A 19850-nucleotide genomic window follows, 5' to 3' on the forward strand; every position below is an offset into this window, starting at 1 on the left:
TGGGGCGCGGCGGGTTGCCGCCCGTCGCGCCCTGAAGTCCAGGCCCAAAAGGCCTCACACGTAAGGAAGCGGTTAGCATGAACATTGATCGGGGCAAAGAGAGCTTCACGGACGCGGAAATCCAGGAACTCCGCGTTCAGCTGAAGGCCTACAAGGACTACGGGGACCTCAGCTGGACAGACCTGCACAAGGCGACCGGCGTGGGCGCCACGACGCTGTCGGCGTTCGTGAACAACACCTACAAGGGCGACAACGCTGGCATTGCGTGGGCGGTCAACCGCTTCTTCCTGGCCGAAGAGGCCCGGCAGGAGCTGGAGCTGAAGGCGCCTATCGTTCCGCCGTATCAGGTCACCCCGACTTCGCGTCAGATGATGGCCCAACTGCAGTTCGCCCGGCGTGGCAAGCTTGTGGTGATCGCCGGCAACCCCGGCGTCGGCAAGACCGCCACCTTCGACCAGTTCTGCAGCCAGACGCCTAACGCCTTCAAAGCCACCATGGACCCGGCCAACCGCAGCCTGACGTCCATGCTGCAGGCGGTTCTGAAGTCCTGCGGATCGACTTCGAAGTATGGGGGGCGCGCCTTCAACCTGGTGGAGGCGATCTGCGATCGCCTGGACGGCATGAACGCCGTGATCATCGTCGACGAAGCCCAGCTGCTCGACGACGATTCCGTCGAACAGCTGCGGGCGATCCATGACCGCCTGAAGTGCGGACTGTGCCTGGCGGGCAACCCGGAGATCATGAAGCGGGTGCAACGCGGCGCGAAGACCGCCGCCTTCGCCCAAATCCACAGCCGCGTGGCCTGGCCCGCCTATTACGGCAATCCGACCGCCGCCGATCTGGACGTGATCATCCGCGCCTGGGGCATCGAGAAGCCCGCCCAGGACAAGTTCCTGCGCACCATCGCCCTGCAGTCGGGCGGTCTGCGGACCATCGCCCAGGTCATGGAAATGGCCACCCTGACGGCGCGCGCGACCGATGAGGACGTAACGCTCAGCCACATCAAGGCCGCTTACCAGCAGCGTCAGCTGACGCATCAGGCTGCTTGAGGAGGGATGCATGTTGAAGATCAACCCCTATGCCCGCGAAACCCGCGATCAGCTCATGGACGGCCTCCTGGCTGACATCGGCACGGTCTGGCGGCGTGGCGTCGAGGAGAACCTGACGGAGGCCGACTTCTCCCTGCTGATGCGGCGGATGCGCGACCGGGCCTCGGCGGTGCGGGACCTCGACCAAGCCGAAGACAGGCCCATTGTCCTGACCGACGCCGGCTTGGCCGCACTGGCCACCCAGCGCCCCGGTCGCTCGATGCTTCCCCACCTGGTCCGCCGCCTGGGGCTGATGACCGGGCGACAGCTGGCCGCCCAGACGGCCCCCAACCGGATGCGCCACGTCCACGGCCTCGGCGTCATCGACGGAGGCCGGGCATGAGGCGCCCTTCGGCTCTGCGCCGTTGGGGTCGCTTCATCCGGCTGATCTGGCTGCGCCGCCCCCTCGAAGTGCCCCTGACGGGCCGTTTCACACCCTCTTCCGGCTCCAAACCCAACCTCTGAAAGACCCGAAATCATGATCGAACAGACTGCAAACACCGCCATCGAGGCCGCTCCGCAACCCAACGGGCGGGTCGTACTCGACGGCAAAACCTACTGGACCGACGCCAAGGGCGCCCTGATCCCGGCCGAGCTGGTGAAAGCCAGCGACCAGCTTGTTGACGACATGGTCCGCAAGGTCATGGGTCACGCCGAAGAGCTGTCAGCCCAGATCGCCCGGTTCAAACAGCACACCCTGGACGACGTGGCCGACCTGCTGGCCGTCCTGTTCCAGGAACACGGCGCCAAGCTGGGCGGGGAGAAGGGGAACGTCACGCTGACCAGCTATGACGGCACCCGTCAGGTCCGCCTTCAGGTGCAGGAACGTCTGACGTTCGGACCGGAACTGCAGGCGGCCAAGGCGCTGGTTGACGCCTATCTGACCGAACTGACCAACGACAGCGGTCCGGAGCTGCGCGGCATCGTCCACCATGCCTTCCGCACCGACACGGCCGGGCTGGTCAACCGCGCCGAGCTGTTCCGCCTGCTGCGCTACGAGATCGCCGACGACCGGTGGCAATCGGCCATGCGCGCGATCAAGGATTCGATCCGCGTGGAAGGGACGAAGGAACACGTCCGGTTCTATCGCCGCGACGACGCCCGCTCGAAGTGGACGCCGGTCACCATCGACGTGGCGGACGCCTGATGGAAACGGTTCTGGAAACCCCCGCGCCGCGCCCCAACCGCCGCGCCTTGGCCAAGGCCTCCACGCGCCAGAAGGCGCTGGATTCGGCACAGCGTCTTTTCGCGGCCGAGGGCGGCTACGCCGCCGCGACGATCCGCACCATCGCCGATGACATGGGCATGTCCACCGGGGCGGTCTTCGCCAACTTCAAGGACAAGGCCGACCTCTATCAGACCATCTATGGCCACCAGCCGGTCACGCCCGAAGCCGGTCACGCCCTGTTCCTCGCAACCCGGCAGATGGTGGCGGACCTGACCGCCGCCCTCGGCGCGCGCGAAGCGGTCGAGCGCTTCCCCGCCGTCAAGGACATCATCGCCAGCTTGGCCCAGATTAAGGGGGGTGACCGCTGATGTGGTGGGTCTATGCCGACTACTTCCTGCAGCTCTTGATCCACGCCCTGGCGTGGTGCCTGGCCGTCGCCCTGACCTTCGGTTTGACGGCAGTCGTCATTCATCTGGTCATGCGCCCTGCTTTCGGGGCCAAACGATGAAGGGCGGACTGAGCCATGAGCAGTCGGTGGCGTTGCTTCGCGCCGCCGTCCTGCTGGGCCGCCACGGCGCCATCCTGTCGGACTTCGAACGGGAACTTGTCGAAACCTGCATTCTCAGGCTTCGCGACCAGGGCGACCGCGCCACGGTGACGTCCAATGAGTGGACGGTCATCCAGGAGGCGGTGGCCGGCATGTCAGCCGCCCGCGAAGACGCCTTGAGGCTCGCTTCAGCGAAGGCGGGGGGCTGACATGCCGGTGACCTATCCCGCCCATGTAGAAGCGGCCTTCAATCGCTTCTGGTCGGCCTATCCCCATCGTCCGGTGAACCCGCGAGCGCCTGCGCTCGCGGTGTTCGCGCGTCTGCTGAAGGCTGGTGAAAGCGCCGACGCCTTGATCGTCGCGGCGGGACGATACGCCGCCGTGGCGAAGGCCGAAAAGCTCGATCCCGTGTCGATCCCCCATGCCCGGAAATGGCTGAACCAGCGCTACTTCGACGACTACATGACCCCGGATGTTCCGGCGCCGGCTGAGCCCGCTCAGCCCGCGCCCGAACACCCGTTCGACTGGGCTCGCGGGCATATGACAACCGCGACCTGGACCGCGTGGTTTGAACGTCTGGAACTGGAAGAAATCGACGGCGCCGTCGTCATTATCGCCCCAACCAGGTTCGCTCGCGACCGCATCAATCAGGAGCATGGCCATCTGCTTCGTCGCCGATACGGCGGCGTGGTCTGGCGCATCAGGGGGGACGCCGCGTGATCCAGCCTTTGACTTCCGACATGGTGGCGCGCGCCATCGTCGCCGCCGCCTTCGCACTGGGTGACGATCCCGTCGTGGCGTTGACCTCGGCCAAGGCGAAGGGTTCGCCCCTGCGTCGCAGCCTGATCCCCGCCGTTCGCGCCGTCGCCGACGTCACCGGATGCAAGAAAAAGCGTCTTTGCTTGACCTTGGGCGTCGATCCCACGGCCTTGTCAAAGGTCGGCCGCCAGAGCCCGGATGCTTACGCCGCCGCTCTGGCCGCCGTAACTGGCGAACGGCCCGTCGTCGCCCCGTCGCGCCCTCAGGCCGAGGTCACGCCCGCCCCGGCGAAGCGCCACGACCACACCGACATGATCCGCGCCGCCCTGGCCAACCGGCCGCGCCATCAGGCTCCTGCGCCTCAGGCCGAGAAGGCCGCCGCCACCTGCAGCTGGCCGGTCGGAGACCCGGCCTCTCCAGACTTCCACCTTTGCGGCGAGACGGCCGTGGAGACGCGGCGCTACTGCGCCAACCACTGCGTCGCCGCCGGTCTGAAGCCTGTCCCCAAGCCCCTCGCGACCGTGGGTCGCGTCGCCATGCCCTACAGTTCCAGGAACGACGCCTGATGGCCCGCCGAACCACCCGCCGCAAACCACAGAAGCCGCAGATGATCGCTTGGAAGGACAGCTTCGCGGAGCTGTTCAAGCTGGGCCTAGCCTGGACGCCCCCGGCGCATGTCCAGGTCCGCCGGACCCAGCTTGGCGCGACCTTCGTGGCCATCTTCCAGGATGATGGCGGCCGGCCGTTCCGTCTCACTACCCGCATCGAGTTCGATGACCTGGACGGCCCGATGTTCCTGGTCGACCAGAAGCTGACCATGACCGCGCGGGTGCGCGGCGGCGGACAGGTTGCCAAGCAGGGAGCGGACGCATGACCCGCCGCGCCAACGTCGCCAAGGTGCAGATTGCCCGCAAAGACCTCGGGCTGGATGACGTCGCCTATCGCCTGATGCTGGAACGCCTCACGGGGCATACGTCCTCGGCCGACTGCACCGACGCTCAACTGGGCCTGGTCCTGGATGAAATGAAGGCCAAGGGCTGGACGCCGAAGGTGGTGACAGGCGGCCGGATCGGGCGCCGTGCCCGACCTGTCGCCGACCATCCCAGCGCCAAGAAGGCCCGCGCCCTGTGGCTGTCCCTGTGGCATCTGGGCGAGGTTCGCGACCCGTCCGAACCGGCGCTGGAAGCCTTCGCCCGACGTCAACTGGGCGTCGAACAGCTCCAGTGGGCCGATCAGGCCCAGTGCTACAAGCTGATCGAGGCCCTGAAGGCCATGGCCGAGCGCGCCGGCTGGTCGCAGGACACCTCAGGCCTGCCGCGTGGAACGGACCTGGTGAAGGTCCTGAAGGTCGGGCTTCTGCGCCTTCAGGCCAAGAGACTGGGCATGAGGCTGGCGATCGACCGTCAGCCGGGCGCCATCTTCCAGGCGGACCATTCCGCCCTGGACCAGGCCATCCGCTCGCTGGGCGATCAGATCCGCGCCGCCGCGACCGCCGACGCCGGGTGATGCATGAGCCTGGACCTGATGTCATGGCCGGAGCTGAGGGACGCGGAAGCGGACCTTGCCTCCGCTCATGCCCAGCAGGCCGAGGCGACACGCCGGGTCCGCTGCGCGCCGCATGGCGAGATCAGCGCCCGTCAAAAAGCCCTTCAAGAGGCCGTTCAACGGTCTCTTCAGGCGGAACTGCACCTGCACCAGGTCCGCGCCGCCATCCGTCGATCCAGCGCGGAGTGACGCCGTGCGGATGAACGATCTTCCTGACTGGCAGAAGCTGCTGAAACTGATCGGCGAGGACGAAGCCGCCGCCCTGTCGGCCCTGTTCGGCGGCGGCCGCCTGTATGTGCCCAAGTTCCTCGGTGCCCATCACCCGATCACGGAGACGGTGGGCGCCAAGGCGGCGGCGATCGTCGCGGCCGAGTTCGGTGGCGGCCATATCGAAATCCCGATGGCTCTGGGCAAGCGCGCGCAAGTGGCCCAGCTGATCGAGGCGGGCCGATCGGTTCCAGAGATATGCCGACGTGTTGGCGTCTCGCGCCGACATGTGTTCTATGTAAAGGACGAGCTGAACGGCGGCCCCGGTCGCAGCGGCCGTCGTGATCAGCCAGACCTGTTCTGAGCCGGTCGCTCAGGGTGCACCGGTGCACCCCTCTCAGACCCCGCCCATACCCGTAGCTTGAGGCCTCAACTCGGCCGCCGCGAAATCGTTTCGATCGGCGGCCTTTCGGGGCCTGAAATGAAGCCGATCCGCCTGCTCGTTGTCCATTGCTCGGCAACGCCCGCCAACCGTGACCTCGGCGTCGCGGAAATCCGCGCCATGCATAAGAAGCAGGGGTGGCGCGACGTCGGCTATCACTATGTGATCCGACGCAACGGCGTGGTCGAGAAGGGACGGCCCGACAACGTCATCGGCGCCCATGTCGCCGGCCATAACGACGGTTCCCTGGGCATCTGCCTGGTCGGCGGCGTCAAGCCGGACATGACCGCCGAAACCAACTTCACCCCGGCCCAGTATGACGCGCTCAGGACCCTGCTGCAGGAGCTGACGGGCCGCTATCCCGCCGCCCGCGTCTGCGGCCACCGCGACCTTTCTCCGGACCGGAACGGCGACGGCAAGGTCACGAAGGGCGAGTGGGTGAAGGATTGCCCGACCTTCGATGTCGAGCCGTGGTGGGCCGCCAACAAGGGGCGTCAGGCATGACCGACCTTCGTGTCCAGCCCGCGCCTCGCCTCAACGAGATCAACTGGTTCTGGCGCCGCCTCTGGAGCTTCAGCGTCACCTTCGTCGCCCTGGCTATCGTCGGCGGCGTCGTCTGGACGTTGCGGGCGCCGCATATCAGCGCCGGCCAGGCGATGGCCCTGCAGAGCATCGCCTATGGCCTGATCGGCACGGTCGTCTTCGTCGGCCTGATCTACGTCGTCGGCGCCACCACCTATGAGCTGGCCCAGCTGGCGGCGGCTCGACGTGTGGACGTCGCCCGCGCCGGCGTCGGTATTCCGGCGGACCAGGCATGATGCGCGCCCTGACGATCCTGTCGGCGGGCGGCCTTTTGTCCACCGCCGCCTTGCTGGCCGTGATCAACGCCAAGAACGTCGAAGAGCGCGGCCTGCGGACCTCGATCGCGGGACATGAGGCCTGCGATCGCGCCCTGGACCAACAGGACCCTTCGGTCTCGGCCAAAGCCTGTCCTGCGCCGGTCGCCGCCGTTCATCGCCGCGCTGTGCAGGCGGCGACCTGCGATCAGGCTCTGACCAATGGCGACCTGTTCGCGCTGCGATCGGCCTGTTCCACGCCTGTGAAGACCCTAACGGCCCAGCGCGACGCCGCCCGGACCGAACGTGACGACGCAAACGCCGCCCTCGACCAGCTCCGCGCCGATCAGGCCGGCGCCATCGCCCGCGCTGAAGCGCGCGGCCGCACCCAGACCCAAAGGATTCAGAGTGCCCAAAACGATCTCGCTTCCGCTCCGCGCAATGATGCTGGCCTCGGCCGCTGCGATGCTGACTGCCTGCGCGACCTCGGCCGATCGGATTGAGCCGGCGTCGGTCCCGGCCGACCCCGTCATCGAGACGCGGCGCGAGGTCGTGACCACCTGTCCGGCCGAACTTCTGAACGCGCCGGCCCAACGTCCTCAACCCGCCGCCGACGCCGTGGTCGAATACAACCCGGCCGGAGGTGCATGGCTGGCCCAGCTGATCGCCTGGGGCGAGGGCGCGGTTCAGGCGCTGACCGACGCCCGCGCCCAGTGCCCCAAGCCGGAGACTGCGAGGGGCTGATGGACGACGCCGACCACGCCTCGCGGCTGACGGATCAGGAGGTTGATCGCCGCCTGGCCGAGATCCGCCGCCAGAACGCCTCCCACAAGGGCGAGCCGCCAGCTCTGCGCATCTGCACGGACTGCGATGATCCGATCGAGGCCGCCCGACTGGCGGCCCAACCTCAAGCCCGCCGCTGCATCGCCTGTCAGCGCCTGACCGAACGCCGCCCGACCGGAGTAGCCGCGTGACCCTGCCCGAGACCCTGCAGTTTGTGACGGCCTTCTGCGCGGTCGCCTCCGCCGGCTGCGCCGTCCTGGTCGCCCGCCGTGCCCAGCGGTGGCGCGACACCGACGAAGCCCAGAAGCTGATGGATCGCATCGACGAAGCTGAAAGCCGCCTGGACCGTGTCGATGGCCGGCTGGCCGACGTGCCCAACAAGGCGGATTTGGCCACGGTACGCGGCGAAATCCACGCTGTGGCGCGCACCGTGGATCAGCAGGTGGTTCCCGGCCTTCAGCGCATCGAAGGTTATTTCCTGGAAGCCGGAGTGCGGTCGAAATGAGCTACAAGGACCACTTCGCCGAACACCTCAGGATCGCGCTTTTGCGGGCGTTGCTGGACTGTCCTGAGTGCAAGGCCAACGATTCCATCCTGCGCGACCTGGTTGCGACCGTGGGCCTGTCCGCCACCCGTGATCAGGTGCGCGGCGTGATCGCCTGGCTGAGCGAACAGGGCCTGACCCGCCACACCGATTTGGGCGGCCTCTATGTCGCCACCCTGACCGAACGCGGCGAGGACGTGGCCATGGGCCGCGCCACGGCGCCGGGCGTTCGCCGTCCCACTCCGCGCGGCTGACCATGGCCCGTTCCTCGATCGAGAAACTGCCGCCGGATGTCCGGGACAGGCTTGAAGACTGGCTGCGGGAGTTTCGCGCCGGCCGGCTGGAACTGGACGAGGTCATGCACCGCATGGACGCCCAGTTCGCCGACCAGGACGTCCCCCTGCCGTCGCGCTCGGCTGTCCACCGTCACAGCCAGAAGGTTCAGGCCCTAGCCGAGCGGGTTCAGCAGTCACGCGATGTCGCTAACCAGGTCATCGCCCAGATCGGGCCGGACCTGACGGACGGCAAGGGGTTCCAGGTGCTGGTCCAGGGGTTCCAGTCGCTGGCCTTCGACCTGATGGCCAACCTCGGCCCAGGTGAAACCCTGGACGCCGAGAATCTGATGTTCCTGTCGCGCGCCATCCAGGCGGTGACGTCGGCGCGCAAGACGGACGCCGACCTGCATATGCGCCTGAAGCAGGAGGCGGCCAAGGAAGCCGCCGCCGCCGTGGATCGTGTGGCCAAGCGTGAAGCCGGACTGACGTCCGACACGGTGGACAAGATCAAGCGCGAGATCCTGGGCATCGACGACTGATGGCGTTCGACGGCGAGATCATCACCGAGGCGCAATGGGCCGAGGCCCGCCGGGCGGCGACGCAGGCCATGCCGGCCATGTTCGACGGCAAGGCTCTGCCCGACATCCTCATGCCGTCGCAGAAGGCCCTGCTGAAGGCGACGGCGACCCACAACCTGGTGGTTTCGGACAAGAGCCGACGCATCGGGTTCACCTGGGCGGTGTCGGCCGACGCCGTCCTGACCTCGGCCAAGCGCAAGGCCGACAAGGGGATGGACACCCTCTATATCGGCTACAACCTCGATATGGCGCGCGAGTTTATCGACACCTGCGCCATGTGGGCCAAGGCGTTCGACCATGCCGCGACCGAGGTGTCCGAATTCGTTTTCGCCGATGGTCCCGACAAGGACATCAAGGCGTTTCGGATCGCCTTCGCCTCTGGCTTCGAGATCGTCGCCCTCTCCAGCCGGCCGCGCTCTCTGCGCGGCAAGCAGGGTTACGTCATCCTGGATGAGTTCGCCTTCCACGATGACCCGGACGGCCTGCTGAAGGCCGCCATGGCCCTGCTGATCTGGGGCGGCAAGGTCCTGGTCATCTCGACCCACAATGGCGAAGACAACGCCTTCAACGTCTTGCTGAACGATATCCGGGCCAAGAAGCGGCCCGGCGCCGTTGTCCGGTGCACCTTCGACCAGGCGCTGGAAGAAGGCCTGTATCAGCGCGTCTGTCTGATGACCGGTAAGGAGTGGTCGCCCGAGGCCGAGGCCCAGTGGCGATCAGAGATCCGCGCCTTCTATGGCGCCGACGCCGCCGAAGAGCTGGACTGCGTCCCGTCGCAAGGCTCCGGCATCTATCTGTCGCGCGCCGTGATTGAGGCCTGCTCGACGGCGGGCGGACCGGAAAAGGTCCTGCGCCTGGCGTGCCCGCCGGGTTTCGACGTCAAGCCGGTGGCCGAGCGCCGGTCCTATATCGACGCCTTCCTGGAACAGTCCGTGGCGCCCCAGGTCGCGCGCCTGGACAAGAACCTGCGCCACACCTTCGGCCAGGACTTCGCCTTGACCGGCGACGTGTCCTCGATCGCGCCTGTCGCCCTGGAGCGCAACCTGGTCAGGACTGTGCCCTTCGTCATCGAGATGCGGAATGTTCCTTACGACCAGCAGAAGCAGGTGCTGTTCTGGCTGGTCGAACGCCTGCCGCGCTTCTCTGGCGGCAAGCTGGACGCCACCGGCAACGGCGCGACGCTGGCCCAGGAGACGAAACAGAAGTTCGGCAGCGGCCTGATCGAAGAAGTGAAGCTCAGCCAGGACTGGTACCTGAATAACATGCCGCCGCTGAAGGCGGCCTTTGAAGATCGCACCATTGCGATCCCGGCCCATTCCGACCTGACGGACGACATGCGGCAGGTCCGCATGATCCGGGGCGTGCCCAAGGTCCCCGACAACGCCCATACCAAGGGCACTGACGGTCTGCAGCGGCACGGCGACTTCGCCGTGTCCCTTTGCCTCGCCTACACGGCCAGCTGCTCCGATCCGATCACCTATGGCGGCTACGAGGGCCTGCCCGGCCGTCATGCCCCGGAACCTGCGACCGACGAAGACGGCCAGACCCAACCCGCCTGCCTGCAGCGGGCCTTCGCGGAAGCTGATGAGACAAGACGAGGCGGCGCATGGTGACCCCGACTAAAAACCCCGGCCTAGTCGATCACCTCGGCCGTCCGGTCAGCACCCGGCTGCTGAAGGAAGAGATTTCCGGCGCCACCACGACCGGCGTCCGCTCGATCCTGAGCGGCCATCCTGAAGTCGGCATGGACCCGGTGCGCCTGGCCAGCATCCTGCGCGCGGCCGAGCATGGCGACGCCACTCGCTATCTGGAGCTGGCCGAGGCGATGGAGGAAAAGGACCTTCATTACCTGTCGGTCCTGGGCACCCGTAAGCGCGCAGTCTCGCAGCTGCCCATCACGGTCGAGGCCGCCGACGATACGCCGGAGGCCGAAGCCGACGCCAAGCTGGTCCGCGACTGGCTGAAGCGCGACACCCTGGAAGACGAGCTTCAGGACATCCTGGACGCCATCGGCAAGGGCTACTCGGCTTCCGAAATCGTCTGGGACATGTCGGAACGCCAGTGGTGGCCCAAGCGCTTGATCTGGCGGAACCCCAACTGGTTCCAGTTCGACCGGGTGGACGGCGAGACCCTGCGTTTGCGCGACGGTTCGGCTGACGGCGTCGATCTGGAGCCGTTCAAGTACCTGGTCCACCTGCACAAGGCCAAGTCGGGTCTGCCGATCCGGGGCGGCCTGGCCCGCGCCGTCGCCTGGGCCTATCTGTTCAAGAACTACTCGCTGAAAGACTGGGTGGCCTTCGCCGAGGTCTATGGCATCCCGTTCCGCCTCGGCCGCTACGACACAGGCGCCTCGGCCGATGACCGACGCGCCCTGTTGCGGGCGCTGGCCTCGATCGGGTCCGACGCCGCCGGCATCATTCCCAAGACCACGGACATTGAGTTCGTCGATGGCAAACAGGCCGCCAGCGACGGCGCCCTGTTCCAGAACCTGAGCGAGTACCTGGACCGCCAGATCTCGAAGGCGGTGCTGGGCCAGACCGCGACCACGGACGCCGAGGCCGGCGGCCTGGGCGGTTCGCAGGGGACGGTCCACAATGACGTCAGGGGCGACATCGAGCGCGCCGACGCCAAGCTGCTGGCGGCCACCCTGAACCAGCAGCTGATCCAGCCGTTGGTCATGCTGAACCATGGCGCACGTCCGGCCTATCCGCGCCTCATCATCGGTCGCGAAGACGCCGTTGACCTGGCCGCCATCACCAGCGCGACGGACAAGCTGGTGCGCCTGGGCCTGAAGGTGCCCGCCTCCTGGGCCAGAAAGCTGATCCGGTCGCCCGAACCGAAGGCCGACGAAGAGCTGTTGACCTCGCCGGAAGCGCCATCCGTCCCAACGCCTCAGGAAGGCCCTGAAACGGGCGGGGTGGTGCCGACGCCCGCAAGAGGCCCGGAGAAGGCCCAGAAGCCCCTCTTAAAGCCTCTTACGCCGGCGCCGGAGCCCAAGGCGGTCCATGCCACGACCGATCAGCCGGCCGAAGACGCCATTGACCTGTTCGCCGTCGCGGTTCTCGACGCCGGATGGGAAGCCCTGGTCGCTCCCACCATCGACCCGCTGAAGAAGATGCTGGCCGAAGCGTCGTCGGTGGAAGACGCCCGCGACCGGCTGCTGGGCGTGTTCGAGCAGATGGACGGCGAACAACTGGCCGATCTGCTGGCCCGCGCCGGCTTCAACGCCCGCCTGATGGGCGAGGTCGGCCAGTCCCTGGACGGCGGCCCCGCATGACGCCGCTGGTGGGGCTGCCCTTCGCCGAGACCTTCACCTTCACGCGCAGCTGCGCGGCGACGGTCCGCGACGCCAACGGCGCGCCGGTCGTGGTGGGGGTCAATGCGCCCCGGTTCGACTACCTGGCGCCGGGCCTTCGGGGCGGGCTGCTGGTTGAAGGTCCGCCCTTGATCGCGGCGGCTGATCGGCTGCGAGTGATCGAGGGCGACTGGGCCGTGCCGCCCTCGACCATCCTGCATGTCTGGCGACCGCCGGGCGGCGAGGTGACCTATCGGGCCTGGTACGCCGGCAGCAATCAGGCGGCTTCGATCGTCAACGCCTGTCTGGCCCAGCGCGGCCACCACCGCGAGATCACCAGCGTCCCGCTCCACTTGCCGAACGAGGGCGGCTTCGTCCGCTGGCGGGACCAGTCCTGGTCCCTCGGCGGTCTCATCCTGGCCGAAGCGGGCGTGGCGCTCGGCCAGACCCCTGATCGCATTCTTCTGGAGGGCTGATGTCCGACACCCTTATCACCCGCACCCTGGACCAGGTGGGCGAAACCGCCTCGCTGGAATCGAGCGACCGCATCCTGATGCAGCGTGGCGAAGGCCCCGCCACCACCATTGCGGCCGAAGCGCTGCTGGCCTGGCTGGCCGACGCCGGACTGGGGCCGGTCGTGTTGCGAGCCACGCGCGCCGAGCTGCTGGCCGTCGAACCGGTCGGCGTCGCCCCCCGAGGCGAGGTGCATGATGATCCGGCCGGCGATGTTCCAAACGGCAACGGCGTCTATGCCGGCATCGCTGGTGCATGGGTCTGGGTCGGCCCCAATCTGGCGCTGGTCCTGGCGACGGCCGAACAGACCTTGCAGGGCCAGGGCTCCGACCTGGCGGTGTCGCCCGTAAACCTGCGCACGGCCCGCGAGGCTGACCGTGAAGAGGTGCGGGCCACGGTCGGCGCCGGCATCGGCGGTCGGGGCGGCTTGACGCCAGTGGTGCGGGGCTTGGACGGCCGCGCCCTTCAGTGGGTGGATCAGCGCACCGGCCTGCTGCGCAGTTTCGGCGATATGCACACGGGCGGCCAGATCAGACGGTCGGGCTGGATCGCGCCCTTCATCAGCCAGGAGGGTGCGGCCATCGGCGGTTTCGGTCCTGACGGCGAGATCTATGCGCCGGCCGCCGTTGATGCGCCGATCGCCTATCCTCTGGACGTGGTCGATGGCGCTCTGACCCGTCGTCAGGCCTTTATCGCTGATGGCTCGGCCGAGCGCCGCCTCTCGATCTTCGACCAACCGGTGCGGGCGGTGAAGGTGGCGGCCCCGGGGCTGGTCCGGGCGGTCTGTGCGGACGGTACGATCCGCCACGCCTCCTATCGCGGCCGGGGCTCCGAACCCGTTGACGCCTTCCTGCGCATCATCCTGATCATGGGCCAGAGCCTGTCGGTCGGCGGGGTCGATAACGGCGCGGCCAGCTATCTGGCGGAGCCGCCCTCAAGCGCCGTCCTGATGTGGCAACAGGGCGTCCTGCCGGCGGGCATCGCCGCCGCCGCCATCACTCCCGCGTCCCTGACGACGCTGGTTCCTGCCTATGAACAGACCCTCAGCCCCAACTTCGGTGAAACGGGCTGGGCCTCATTGGGATGGATGCTGAACGGCCCGGCCGGCCGGGCGGGCGGGTCCACCTATCATGTGGCCAGCTTCGGCAAGGGCAACTCGGCCTATGCCGCCCTGAAGAAGGGCACGACGCCCTACGCCAACGCCATCGCCTCGCTGACCGCGCTGAAGACCTGGTGCGCCGCCAACGGCAAGACGCCCCTCCTGGAAGCGGTGATCTGGGACCACGGCGAAAACGACATCAACGACACAGAGGCGGCTTATCAGGCCAAGCAGCTGGAGCTGCTGACCGACCTGACCGCCGACGTCGTCGCCCTGGGCGGCATCACGGGCGCCGCCACCTTCAACATGTACGTCATGCAGCGCGGCCTGTTTGTCGGCGGCGTCCTGTCCGGACCTTCGCTGGCCCAGGCCAACGCCAACGCCGCCAACTCGCGCATGATCTGCGTCGGTCCCCAGTATCAGTTCGGGCCGTATCAGGACCTCTTCCATCCGCCGTCCGCCACCCATCGTCAGCGCGCGGCGGCCTTCGCCCGCGTGATCCGCGACCGTAATCGCGCCTTCGACAACCCCCGGCCGCTTCGGATGCTCAGCGCCGAGATCAACGGCCTGGCCTTTTCGATCCGGTTCGACGTTTCCAACCCGCCTCTGCAGCTGTCCCAGCGCCTGGTCGATGATCCGGGGGCGTTCGGCCTGAGCTTTATCGACAGCGCCGCCTCTCCAGTGGTGGTGCCCGGAAGCCTGCGCGTGTCAGACGACGGCGTGAGGATCGAAGGCGCCCTGAGCGGCCCCACGGACGGCGTCCGGAAGTTCAGAACCGCCTGGTTCGCGGGAACAAACACCCGGCAGGGATCAGTCGCGGGGCCGCGCAGCTGCATTCATGACAGCGCCCTGGAAGCCTGCCCCGCCTCTGGCCAGCTGCTGCCCAACTTCGCCCTTCATCAGGAGATCATCGTATGAGCATCGCCGTTCGCACCGGCGCCCGGTCGAGCCTGGGCATGTCTTTGCCTTCTCTTTCCGCCCTTGAGGTTCAGGCGCTTGAGGTGCCGGGACTGGCGTGGCGATTTTCCGCGCGGGACCTTGATCCGACCGGGCGGGGGGTCTCCTACCGTGATGGCGTCGGTCCGGGCGTCTTCACTTCCCAGGGGGCTGTATTCCATGGAACGGTCGGCGCCCCGGCCCGTCCAGCAGCACGGTTCAATGGCAGTGCTCCTGCGGCCTGCGTCGGACAGGTCATGATCCCGTCGTCCTACACCCTGTACTGCCTGGTCACGCCCAATGCCGACGCTTCATTCCAGACCCTGGCGGCGTCCAGGACATCGACGGGGGATCGGGCCTGGTTGGTCAGCGACGTGAACCGTCGTCTTCGTCTGATCCATGGCGGCGGCGAGGTCATCAGCCCGACCACCTACACCTCCAGTCAGCCCTATCTGGCCATCGCGGCCTACAACCAGGCATCGGGCAAGGGCTCTGTGGGGCTGAACACCCTCAACAACTTCGCGACGGGCGACCTGATCGCCCATAAGGCCGAGCTGGCCAGCGCTGTCGGCGGCATCCTCAACGCCGGTGGCGCGGGCACCAACAACATGAACGGCTGGATCGAAGAGGTCTGGGCGTTCGAAGGCTCCCACGTCCAGCCTGGCCTGGAGCATTACCGGGAAGCCGTGGGCGCCTTCCTCGCCGGCCGCGCCGGCATCGCCTTGGCCTAGATCGAGCCCCTGAGCCATGGCTGACCCTGCCGCCCTGAAGCCCCTGCCGCCGGAAGAGGCCATCACCTACTTCCGGTCGAAGGGGCTGGCCGAATCCTATGCCTGGGAGGACGTCTGGCAGGAAGAACACGCCAAGGCCTTCACCGTGGCCAAGGCGTTGCAGCGCGAGGTCCTGGAGGATATCCGCGCCGCCCTGGACAAGGCGCTGACCGAAGGGACCACCCTTCAGCAGTTCCGCCAGGAACTGACGCCCCTGCTTCAGGCGCGGGGCTGGTGGGGCCGCCGGGACATGGCCGATCCCCTGACGGGCGAGGTTCGCGAGGTGCAACTGGGCTCGCCTCGCCGACTGCGCACCATCTTCGACGTCAACATGCGCAGCGCCTATCAGGCCGGCCGCTGGCAGCGCATCGAGCGCGTCAAGGCGGCCATGCCCTATCTGCGCTACGTGGCCACCATGGACGATCGAACCCGTCCCCAGCATCGCGCCTGGCACGGCGTCGTCCTTCCGGCCGACGATCCCTGGTGGAACACCCATTATCCGCCGTGCGGCTGGCGCTGCCGTTGCACGGTAACGCAGATGAGCGCGCGGACGCTGGAGCGTCGGGGCTTCACCGTGACGCAGAACCCGCCCCGCTTTCCGTCTCGGGCCTACACCAACCCTCGCACAGGGGAGGTCACCACGGTCGAAACCGGCATTGATCCCGGCTTCAACTTCAATGTCGGCAAGGCCTACCTGGACGGGGTCACGCCCCGCCCGCTGCCCGATGCGCCGGACGCCGCCGGTTCAGATCGGCCCGAGATCAACGCCGCCGGTGGGCCGCGCGAGGGTCGTCTCCTGCCGGCGGACGTTTCGTTCGAGGAGGCCGCCGCCGCCTTCCTCGGCCGCCTCGATGCGGCGGGCGGCCGGGTGCTGAAGGACGTCGCCGGCGATCACCTGGTCGTGGGGCCGGCCATGCTGCAGCGGCTGGACGGCGTGGAACCGCGGTGGCCCCAGCTGCGGCTTCGCAGCCTGGAGCTGATCGCCCGCACGATCGCTGAGCCGGATCAGATCCGGGTGACCTGGCGCGAGGCCGAGAATGGGCGACGCCAGCTGGTCCGCCGCTACATCGGCGAATGGGCCACCCCGGACGGCCTGATCGAGACCATGGCAGAGTTCGGATCGGACGGCTGGCGCGCCCGATCTTCAGCCGAACCGGACTTTCATATCGTCGCCGTCCTGTCAGGCGATGTAGCCTATCGCAGATCGGTCGTTTAAGAGGGCTGTGAAGGCCTCTTAAGCCGAGGCGGGACGGGGTGCACCGGTGCACCCTGAAGCCCCCCCGCCGGTTCCGGCATGTTCCCTGAGAAATCGGGGACCACCTTCACTTGAAACCTTCCAACACCATCGTCGTGGGCGCCGCTGTCGCGGTCATGTCCGCCGTTGCGATTGCCTCGGGCGAGCCGACCGACTGGGTCCAGCTGATCCCGTTCGGCAAGTTCGGCGGTCGTGACGGTCGCGGTCCCTATGAGCTGGCCGACGCCGCTCACGCCGCCCAGGTCATCGCCGCCACCAGGACCTACGCCGGCTCGGCCGACCCCGTCGTCGACTACGACCACCAGACCGACTTCGGCGCCCAGAAGGGCGTCGGCGGCCGCGCGCCGGCGTCCGGTTGGATCAAGGAACTGCAGGTCCGTGAAGACGGCATCTGGGGCCGCGTCGAATGGACGGAGAGCGCCCATGCCCAGCTGAAGGCGGGCGAGTACCGCTACATCAGCCCGGTCTTCACCCACGAGAAAACGTCGGGGCGCGTTCGCGCGATCCTCCGCGCCGGGCTGACCAACAGCCCCAACCTGGAACTGGCCGCCGTGGCCAGCGCCGAACACCCCCAAGATGGAGACATCGACTTGGACAAGAGCAAGCTCGCCAAGGCCCTGGGCCTGGGCGAAGACGCGACGGAGGAGCAAATCCACGCCGCGATCACCGGTCTGAAGACGACCGGCGCGGGTCTCGCCACGGTCGCCCAGGCGGCCGGTCTGGCTGCTGACGCGCCCGCCGCCGAGATCGTGACGGCGATCAACACCGCCCGCGCCTCGACCCCGTCGAGCGAGACGATCGTGGCCATGCAGGCCGAGATCAACACCCTGAAGGCCGGCACCGCCAAGCGCGACGCCGAGGCGGCCGTGGACGCCGGCATCAAGGCCGGAAAGATCACCCCGGCGGCCCGCGAAGACTTCATCGCCCTTCACAGCGCCGACCCTGTCCGCTTCGCCTCCATCGTGGACAAGGCCCCCGTCATCGTCATTCCGGGCGCCAAGGACCCGAACGAGGACGCGCCGGCCAAGGGTCACCTGTCGGCGGCCGAAAAGGCCGTCTGCGCCACCATGGGCTGGGACGAGGCCGAATTCGCCAAGGCCCGTGATGAGGAGGCCGCCTGATGGCCCTGACCAAACCCCGCAAGATCGTCTCGCTGGCTGGCGCGGGCCTGTTCCGCGTTCCCATCGCCGCAGGCGTGACGATCATCCAGTCCGGCCTGGTCATCCTGGCGGCGGGCAAGGCTCGCCCCGGCCGTGAGGGGCAGGGCGCTGACAACGCCGCCAAGGCCGCCGACGCCGCGACCTATGTCGCTGTCGGCATCGCGCAGTCCACCGAGAAGGGCGGCGCGGCGGACGGCGACGTCAGCGTCATGGTGGACCGCAGCCGGCCCTACGCCTTCAAGAACTCCGCCGCAGGCGACGCCATCACCGCCGCCGACATCGGCAAGGCCGCCTACATCGTCGATGATGACACGGTGGCCAAGACCTCCCCCAACTCGACCCGCGCCAAGGCCGGGGCGATCGAAGACGTCACCGCCGAGGGCGTTTTCGTGTCCATCGGCAAGCCCGCCTGGGCCTAAGGAGCGACCCTCTTGATCATCAACCGCGCAAACCTCGAAGCCCTGCGCACGGGCTTCAAGACGAACTTCCAGGCGGGGATCGCGCTGGCGGCGCCCGCCTCTGGTCCGCTCACCACGGACGTGTCGTCCAGCACCAAAATCGAGACCTACGGCTTCCTAGGCGATCTGCCGATCTTCCGCGAATGGATCGGCGAAAAGAAGATCCGTTCGGTCGAGGAGAAGAGCTACCAGCTCATCAACCGCGACTTCGAAGCGACCCTAGGCATCCACAAGACCAAGATCGAGGACGACAACCTGGGCCTCTACGGTCCGATCGTTTCGGGCTGGGGTCAGGACGCCGGCAACCTGAAGGACCAGCTGGTCTTCGAAGCCCTGAGCCTGGGTCATGCCCGCGCCTGCTTCGACGGTCAGAACTTCTTCGACGACGAACATCCGGTCGGCGAGGGCGTGGCCAGCAACGTCAGCGGCGACGGTACGACCGCCGCCTGGTACCTGGTCGATCTGTCCAAGGCGCTGAAGCCGATCCTGTATCAGGCCCGCAAGGCGCCCAGCTTCGCCATGGTCACCGATCCTGAAGACAGCCACGTCTTCAAGACGGGCGAGTATCTGATGGGCGGCGAGGCGCGCGGGGCCGCCGGCTACACCCTGTGGCAGCTGGCCCACCGCTGCACCGGCCCTGTCAACGCCGCCAACTACGAAGCGGCCTACAACGCCATGGCCGGCCTGAAGAATGACGAGGGCGAGCCCCTGGGCATCCGTCCGACGCACGTCATCCACGGCACCTCGACCCGCGCCGCCGCCCGGACCCTGTTCGAAGCCCAGAACAAGGCCGGCGGTGAATCCAACATCTACTACAAGGACGTCACGCTGATCGAAGCGCGGCGTCTGCCCTGAGGCGCGCCATGACGGACCTTCTCATCCGCATCAAGGCGTCCAGGCAGCCCTATCGCCGGGGCGGGCTGGAACTGGGGACCCAGTGGCTGGAGGTCGAGACCTCCAGCCTGACCAGCGAGCAGAAGCGCGCGCTGCTGCAGGACGATGTCCTGGTTATCGAGGGGCACAACGACGACGGCAGCTGGTCGCGGCTCGATGGCGCCCTGCGCGACGGTCTTCTGGCCGTTCTGGCCATGGAAAGCGGTCAGCAGACGCTGGACGCCAGCGGCGTGCCTACCAGCCTGACCGCTGCGGTGCTGGTGAACGCTCAGGACCTGTTTGTCCTGGGTATCAGCATCGCCGAGGACCGCCAGCACCTGGTGATCCCTGAACTGGTCGAGCTGATCACGACCGAGCGCGCCCAGTTCGCCGCCGCTGTCGAGGACTTCGAAACCCGGATCGAGGTGCTGAGCCAGCAACTGGCCGCCGCCCTGGCGGTCCCTGTGAATACCGTGAGCGAGCAGACGGCGATCGAGGGGAGCGGCGATCCGGTCGCTCCCCCGCCGGAAACGGTCGCCGCGCCCCCCGCCGACCCCGCTTCGAGCAGCGGTGAAGACGGCCCGGCCGAGGGGGAAGCGCCGCCGCCCGCCGCCGCACCCAAGGGCGGCAAGTCGACCAAGAGTAGGGCCGACTGAGTAAGCGCCGGCGGGGTTCGCCCCGCCGGCGTCCTCTCCGGAGCCTCCGGTCTGTCCATCCCA

Annotated in this window: 30 protein-coding genes; all 30 read left to right on the forward strand. The window is 67.7% G+C overall.

Annotation, left to right across the window (positions count from 1 at the left end; genetic code table 11):
• The first annotated feature begins 77 nt into the window (after window positions 1-77).
• The 30 genes from ACREEF_RS08410 to ACREEF_RS08555 all read left to right on the forward strand — a co-directional run bounded on the left by ACREEF_RS08410 (window position 78) and on the right by ACREEF_RS08555 (window position 19787).
• Entirely contained in the window at window positions 78-1049 is a 972-nt protein-coding gene (locus ACREEF_RS08410; RefSeq protein WP_431565146.1) for an AAA family ATPase, read from the forward strand.
• A gap of 10 nt (window positions 1050-1059) precedes the next feature.
• Window positions 1060-1431 carry a hypothetical protein gene (locus ACREEF_RS08415; protein ID WP_431565147.1) on the forward strand — a complete coding sequence of 124 codons (372 nt, stop codon included), beginning with the start codon at window positions 1060-1062 and terminating at the stop codon, window positions 1429-1431.
• 135 nt (window positions 1432-1566) lie between these two features.
• The gene (locus ACREEF_RS08420; RefSeq protein ID WP_431565148.1) at window positions 1567-2235 is read left to right on the forward strand and encodes a DUF3164 family protein; all 669 of its coding nucleotides are present in this window, start codon (window positions 1567-1569) and stop codon (window positions 2233-2235) included.
• Window positions 2235-2624 carry a TetR/AcrR family transcriptional regulator gene (locus tag ACREEF_RS08425; RefSeq protein ID WP_431565149.1) on the forward strand — a complete coding sequence of 130 codons (390 nt, stop codon included), beginning with the start codon at window positions 2235-2237 and terminating at the stop codon, window positions 2622-2624. The genes ACREEF_RS08420 and ACREEF_RS08425 overlap by 1 nt, the downstream gene beginning before the upstream one ends.
• Window positions 2624-2764, forward strand: coding sequence for a hypothetical protein (locus ACREEF_RS08430; RefSeq protein ID WP_431565150.1), 141 nt, complete (start codon window positions 2624-2626; stop codon window positions 2762-2764). Before ACREEF_RS08425 ends, ACREEF_RS08430 begins: the two co-directional genes overlap by 1 nt.
• A complete protein-coding gene (locus ACREEF_RS08435; RefSeq protein WP_431565151.1) occupies window positions 2761-3012 on the forward strand; it encodes a hypothetical protein in 252 nt (83 codons plus the stop codon). The genes ACREEF_RS08430 and ACREEF_RS08435 overlap by 4 nt, the downstream gene beginning before the upstream one ends.
• A 1-nt stretch (window position 3013) precedes the next feature.
• Window positions 3014-3523, forward strand: a complete 510-nt coding sequence (locus ACREEF_RS08440) for a DnaA N-terminal domain-containing protein (RefSeq protein WP_431565152.1) — start codon at window positions 3014-3016, stop codon at window positions 3521-3523.
• Window positions 3520-4128: a GcrA family cell cycle regulator gene (locus ACREEF_RS08445; RefSeq protein WP_431565153.1), complete on the forward strand. Its 609-nt coding sequence runs from the start codon at window positions 3520-3522 to the stop codon at window positions 4126-4128. Before ACREEF_RS08440 ends, ACREEF_RS08445 begins: the two co-directional genes overlap by 4 nt.
• Window positions 4128-4436, forward strand: coding sequence for a hypothetical protein (locus ACREEF_RS08450; RefSeq protein ID WP_431565154.1), 309 nt, complete (start codon window positions 4128-4130; stop codon window positions 4434-4436). Before ACREEF_RS08445 ends, ACREEF_RS08450 begins: the two co-directional genes overlap by 1 nt.
• Window positions 4433-5068, forward strand: a complete 636-nt coding sequence (locus tag ACREEF_RS08455; RefSeq protein ID WP_431565155.1) for a gp16 family protein — start codon at window positions 4433-4435, stop codon at window positions 5066-5068. Before ACREEF_RS08450 ends, ACREEF_RS08455 begins: the two co-directional genes overlap by 4 nt.
• 3 nt (window positions 5069-5071) lie before the next feature.
• Entirely contained in the window at window positions 5072-5296 is a 225-nt protein-coding gene (locus ACREEF_RS08460; RefSeq protein WP_431565156.1) for a hypothetical protein, read from the forward strand.
• A gap of 10 nt (window positions 5297-5306) precedes the next feature.
• The gene (locus ACREEF_RS08465) at window positions 5307-5678 is read left to right on the forward strand and encodes a helix-turn-helix domain-containing protein (protein ID WP_431565157.1); all 372 of its coding nucleotides are present in this window, start codon (window positions 5307-5309) and stop codon (window positions 5676-5678) included.
• Window positions 5679-5795: 117 nt separating this feature from the next.
• Window positions 5796-6260: an N-acetylmuramoyl-L-alanine amidase gene (locus tag ACREEF_RS08470; protein WP_431565158.1), complete on the forward strand. Its 465-nt coding sequence runs from the start codon at window positions 5796-5798 to the stop codon at window positions 6258-6260.
• On the forward strand, window positions 6257-6574 hold the full coding sequence (locus ACREEF_RS08475) for a hypothetical protein (RefSeq protein WP_431565159.1): 318 nt from the start codon (window positions 6257-6259) through the stop codon (window positions 6572-6574). The genes ACREEF_RS08470 and ACREEF_RS08475 overlap by 4 nt, the downstream gene beginning before the upstream one ends.
• Entirely contained in the window at window positions 6571-7095 is a 525-nt protein-coding gene (locus ACREEF_RS08480) for a hypothetical protein (protein WP_431565160.1), read from the forward strand. Before ACREEF_RS08475 ends, ACREEF_RS08480 begins: the two co-directional genes overlap by 4 nt.
• Window positions 7058-7336 carry a hypothetical protein gene (locus ACREEF_RS08485; RefSeq protein WP_431565161.1) on the forward strand — a complete coding sequence of 93 codons (279 nt, stop codon included), beginning with the start codon at window positions 7058-7060 and terminating at the stop codon, window positions 7334-7336. Before ACREEF_RS08480 ends, ACREEF_RS08485 begins: the two co-directional genes overlap by 38 nt.
• Window positions 7336-7566, forward strand: coding sequence for a TraR/DksA family transcriptional regulator (locus ACREEF_RS08490; protein ID WP_431565162.1), 231 nt, complete (start codon window positions 7336-7338; stop codon window positions 7564-7566). Before ACREEF_RS08485 ends, ACREEF_RS08490 begins: the two co-directional genes overlap by 1 nt.
• Window positions 7563-7880, forward strand: a complete 318-nt coding sequence (locus tag ACREEF_RS08495; RefSeq protein WP_431565163.1) for a DUF2730 family protein — start codon at window positions 7563-7565, stop codon at window positions 7878-7880. The genes ACREEF_RS08490 and ACREEF_RS08495 overlap by 4 nt, the downstream gene beginning before the upstream one ends.
• A complete protein-coding gene (locus ACREEF_RS08500) occupies window positions 7877-8173 on the forward strand; it encodes a VpaChn25_0724 family phage protein (RefSeq protein ID WP_431565164.1) in 297 nt (98 codons plus the stop codon). The genes ACREEF_RS08495 and ACREEF_RS08500 overlap by 4 nt, the downstream gene beginning before the upstream one ends.
• A 2-nt stretch (window positions 8174-8175) precedes the next feature.
• Entirely contained in the window at window positions 8176-8733 is a 558-nt protein-coding gene (locus ACREEF_RS08505; RefSeq protein WP_431565165.1) for a phage protein Gp27 family protein, read from the forward strand.
• On the forward strand, window positions 8733-10385 hold the full coding sequence (locus ACREEF_RS08510) for a terminase large subunit domain-containing protein (RefSeq protein ID WP_431565166.1): 1653 nt from the start codon (window positions 8733-8735) through the stop codon (window positions 10383-10385). Before ACREEF_RS08505 ends, ACREEF_RS08510 begins: the two co-directional genes overlap by 1 nt.
• Window positions 10379-12049, forward strand: a complete 1671-nt coding sequence (locus ACREEF_RS08515; protein WP_431565167.1) for a DUF935 domain-containing protein — start codon at window positions 10379-10381, stop codon at window positions 12047-12049. Before ACREEF_RS08510 ends, ACREEF_RS08515 begins: the two co-directional genes overlap by 7 nt.
• A complete protein-coding gene (locus ACREEF_RS08520; protein ID WP_431565168.1) occupies window positions 12046-12543 on the forward strand; it encodes a hypothetical protein in 498 nt (165 codons plus the stop codon). Before ACREEF_RS08515 ends, ACREEF_RS08520 begins: the two co-directional genes overlap by 4 nt.
• Window positions 12543-14597, forward strand: a complete 2055-nt coding sequence (locus tag ACREEF_RS08525) for a hypothetical protein (protein WP_431565169.1) — start codon at window positions 12543-12545, stop codon at window positions 14595-14597. Before ACREEF_RS08520 ends, ACREEF_RS08525 begins: the two co-directional genes overlap by 1 nt.
• On the forward strand, window positions 14594-15346 hold the full coding sequence (locus ACREEF_RS08530) for a hypothetical protein (protein ID WP_431565170.1): 753 nt from the start codon (window positions 14594-14596) through the stop codon (window positions 15344-15346). Before ACREEF_RS08525 ends, ACREEF_RS08530 begins: the two co-directional genes overlap by 4 nt.
• A gap of 16 nt (window positions 15347-15362) precedes the next feature.
• Window positions 15363-16601 (forward strand): phage minor head protein, encoded by a 1239-nt coding sequence (locus tag ACREEF_RS08535; RefSeq protein ID WP_431565171.1) that lies wholly within the window; start codon window positions 15363-15365, stop codon window positions 16599-16601.
• Between the two features lie 110 nt (window positions 16602-16711).
• Complete coding sequence (locus tag ACREEF_RS08540) at window positions 16712-17761, forward strand: phage protease (RefSeq protein WP_431565172.1); 1050 nt, start codon at window positions 16712-16714, stop codon at window positions 17759-17761.
• Window positions 17761-18219: a hypothetical protein gene (locus ACREEF_RS08545; protein WP_431565173.1), complete on the forward strand. Its 459-nt coding sequence runs from the start codon at window positions 17761-17763 to the stop codon at window positions 18217-18219. Before ACREEF_RS08540 ends, ACREEF_RS08545 begins: the two co-directional genes overlap by 1 nt.
• Window positions 18220-18231: 12 nt before the next feature.
• Complete coding sequence (locus tag ACREEF_RS08550) at window positions 18232-19113, forward strand: Mu-like prophage major head subunit gpT family protein (protein WP_431565174.1); 882 nt, start codon at window positions 18232-18234, stop codon at window positions 19111-19113.
• 8 nt (window positions 19114-19121) lie between these two features.
• The gene (locus ACREEF_RS08555) at window positions 19122-19787 is read left to right on the forward strand and encodes a hypothetical protein (protein ID WP_431565175.1); all 666 of its coding nucleotides are present in this window, start codon (window positions 19122-19124) and stop codon (window positions 19785-19787) included.
• Window positions 19788-19850 lie beyond the last annotated feature (63 nt).

Source organism: Brevundimonas sp. (genome assembly GCF_050729455.1).
Lineage (GTDB): Bacteria > Pseudomonadota > Alphaproteobacteria > Caulobacterales > Caulobacteraceae > Brevundimonas.

Coding starts and splice junctions, on each gene's coding strand:
- ACREEF_RS08545 (WP_431565173.1), top strand. CDS start 17,761: ATGGCCCTGACCAAACCCCGCAAGATCGTCTCGCTGGCTGGCGCGGGC.
- ACREEF_RS08505 (WP_431565165.1), top strand. CDS start 8,176: ATGGCCCGTTCCTCGATCGAGAAACTGCCGCCGGATGTCCGGGACAGG.
- ACREEF_RS08485 (WP_431565161.1), top strand. CDS start 7,058: ATGCTGACTGCCTGCGCGACCTCGGCCGATCGGATTGAGCCGGCGTCG.
- ACREEF_RS08510 (WP_431565166.1), top strand. CDS start 8,733: ATGGCGTTCGACGGCGAGATCATCACCGAGGCGCAATGGGCCGAGGCC.
- ACREEF_RS08450 (WP_431565154.1), top strand. CDS start 4,128: ATGGCCCGCCGAACCACCCGCCGCAAACCACAGAAGCCGCAGATGATC.
- ACREEF_RS08470 (WP_431565158.1), top strand. CDS start 5,796: ATGAAGCCGATCCGCCTGCTCGTTGTCCATTGCTCGGCAACGCCCGCC.
- ACREEF_RS08535 (WP_431565171.1), top strand. CDS start 15,363: ATGGCTGACCCTGCCGCCCTGAAGCCCCTGCCGCCGGAAGAGGCCATC.
- ACREEF_RS08415 (WP_431565147.1), top strand. CDS start 1,060: ATGTTGAAGATCAACCCCTATGCCCGCGAAACCCGCGATCAGCTCATG.
- ACREEF_RS08525 (WP_431565169.1), top strand. CDS start 12,543: ATGTCCGACACCCTTATCACCCGCACCCTGGACCAGGTGGGCGAAACC.
- ACREEF_RS08530 (WP_431565170.1), top strand. CDS start 14,594: ATGAGCATCGCCGTTCGCACCGGCGCCCGGTCGAGCCTGGGCATGTCT.
- ACREEF_RS08440 (WP_431565152.1), top strand. CDS start 3,014: ATGCCGGTGACCTATCCCGCCCATGTAGAAGCGGCCTTCAATCGCTTC.
- ACREEF_RS08515 (WP_431565167.1), top strand. CDS start 10,379: ATGGTGACCCCGACTAAAAACCCCGGCCTAGTCGATCACCTCGGCCGT.
- ACREEF_RS08475 (WP_431565159.1), top strand. CDS start 6,257: ATGACCGACCTTCGTGTCCAGCCCGCGCCTCGCCTCAACGAGATCAAC.
- ACREEF_RS08480 (WP_431565160.1), top strand. CDS start 6,571: ATGATGCGCGCCCTGACGATCCTGTCGGCGGGCGGCCTTTTGTCCACC.
- ACREEF_RS08435 (WP_431565151.1), top strand. CDS start 2,761: ATGAAGGGCGGACTGAGCCATGAGCAGTCGGTGGCGTTGCTTCGCGCC.
- ACREEF_RS08420 (WP_431565148.1), top strand. CDS start 1,567: ATGATCGAACAGACTGCAAACACCGCCATCGAGGCCGCTCCGCAACCC.
- ACREEF_RS08430 (WP_431565150.1), top strand. CDS start 2,624: ATGTGGTGGGTCTATGCCGACTACTTCCTGCAGCTCTTGATCCACGCC.
- ACREEF_RS08425 (WP_431565149.1), top strand. CDS start 2,235: ATGGAAACGGTTCTGGAAACCCCCGCGCCGCGCCCCAACCGCCGCGCC.
- ACREEF_RS08465 (WP_431565157.1), top strand. CDS start 5,307: ATGAACGATCTTCCTGACTGGCAGAAGCTGCTGAAACTGATCGGCGAG.
- ACREEF_RS08410 (WP_431565146.1), top strand. CDS start 78: ATGAACATTGATCGGGGCAAAGAGAGCTTCACGGACGCGGAAATCCAG.
- ACREEF_RS08460 (WP_431565156.1), top strand. CDS start 5,072: ATGAGCCTGGACCTGATGTCATGGCCGGAGCTGAGGGACGCGGAAGCG.
- ACREEF_RS08455 (WP_431565155.1), top strand. CDS start 4,433: ATGACCCGCCGCGCCAACGTCGCCAAGGTGCAGATTGCCCGCAAAGAC.
- ACREEF_RS08490 (WP_431565162.1), top strand. CDS start 7,336: ATGGACGACGCCGACCACGCCTCGCGGCTGACGGATCAGGAGGTTGAT.
- ACREEF_RS08500 (WP_431565164.1), top strand. CDS start 7,877: ATGAGCTACAAGGACCACTTCGCCGAACACCTCAGGATCGCGCTTTTG.
- ACREEF_RS08520 (WP_431565168.1), top strand. CDS start 12,046: ATGACGCCGCTGGTGGGGCTGCCCTTCGCCGAGACCTTCACCTTCACG.
- ACREEF_RS08555 (WP_431565175.1), top strand. CDS start 19,122: ATGACGGACCTTCTCATCCGCATCAAGGCGTCCAGGCAGCCCTATCGC.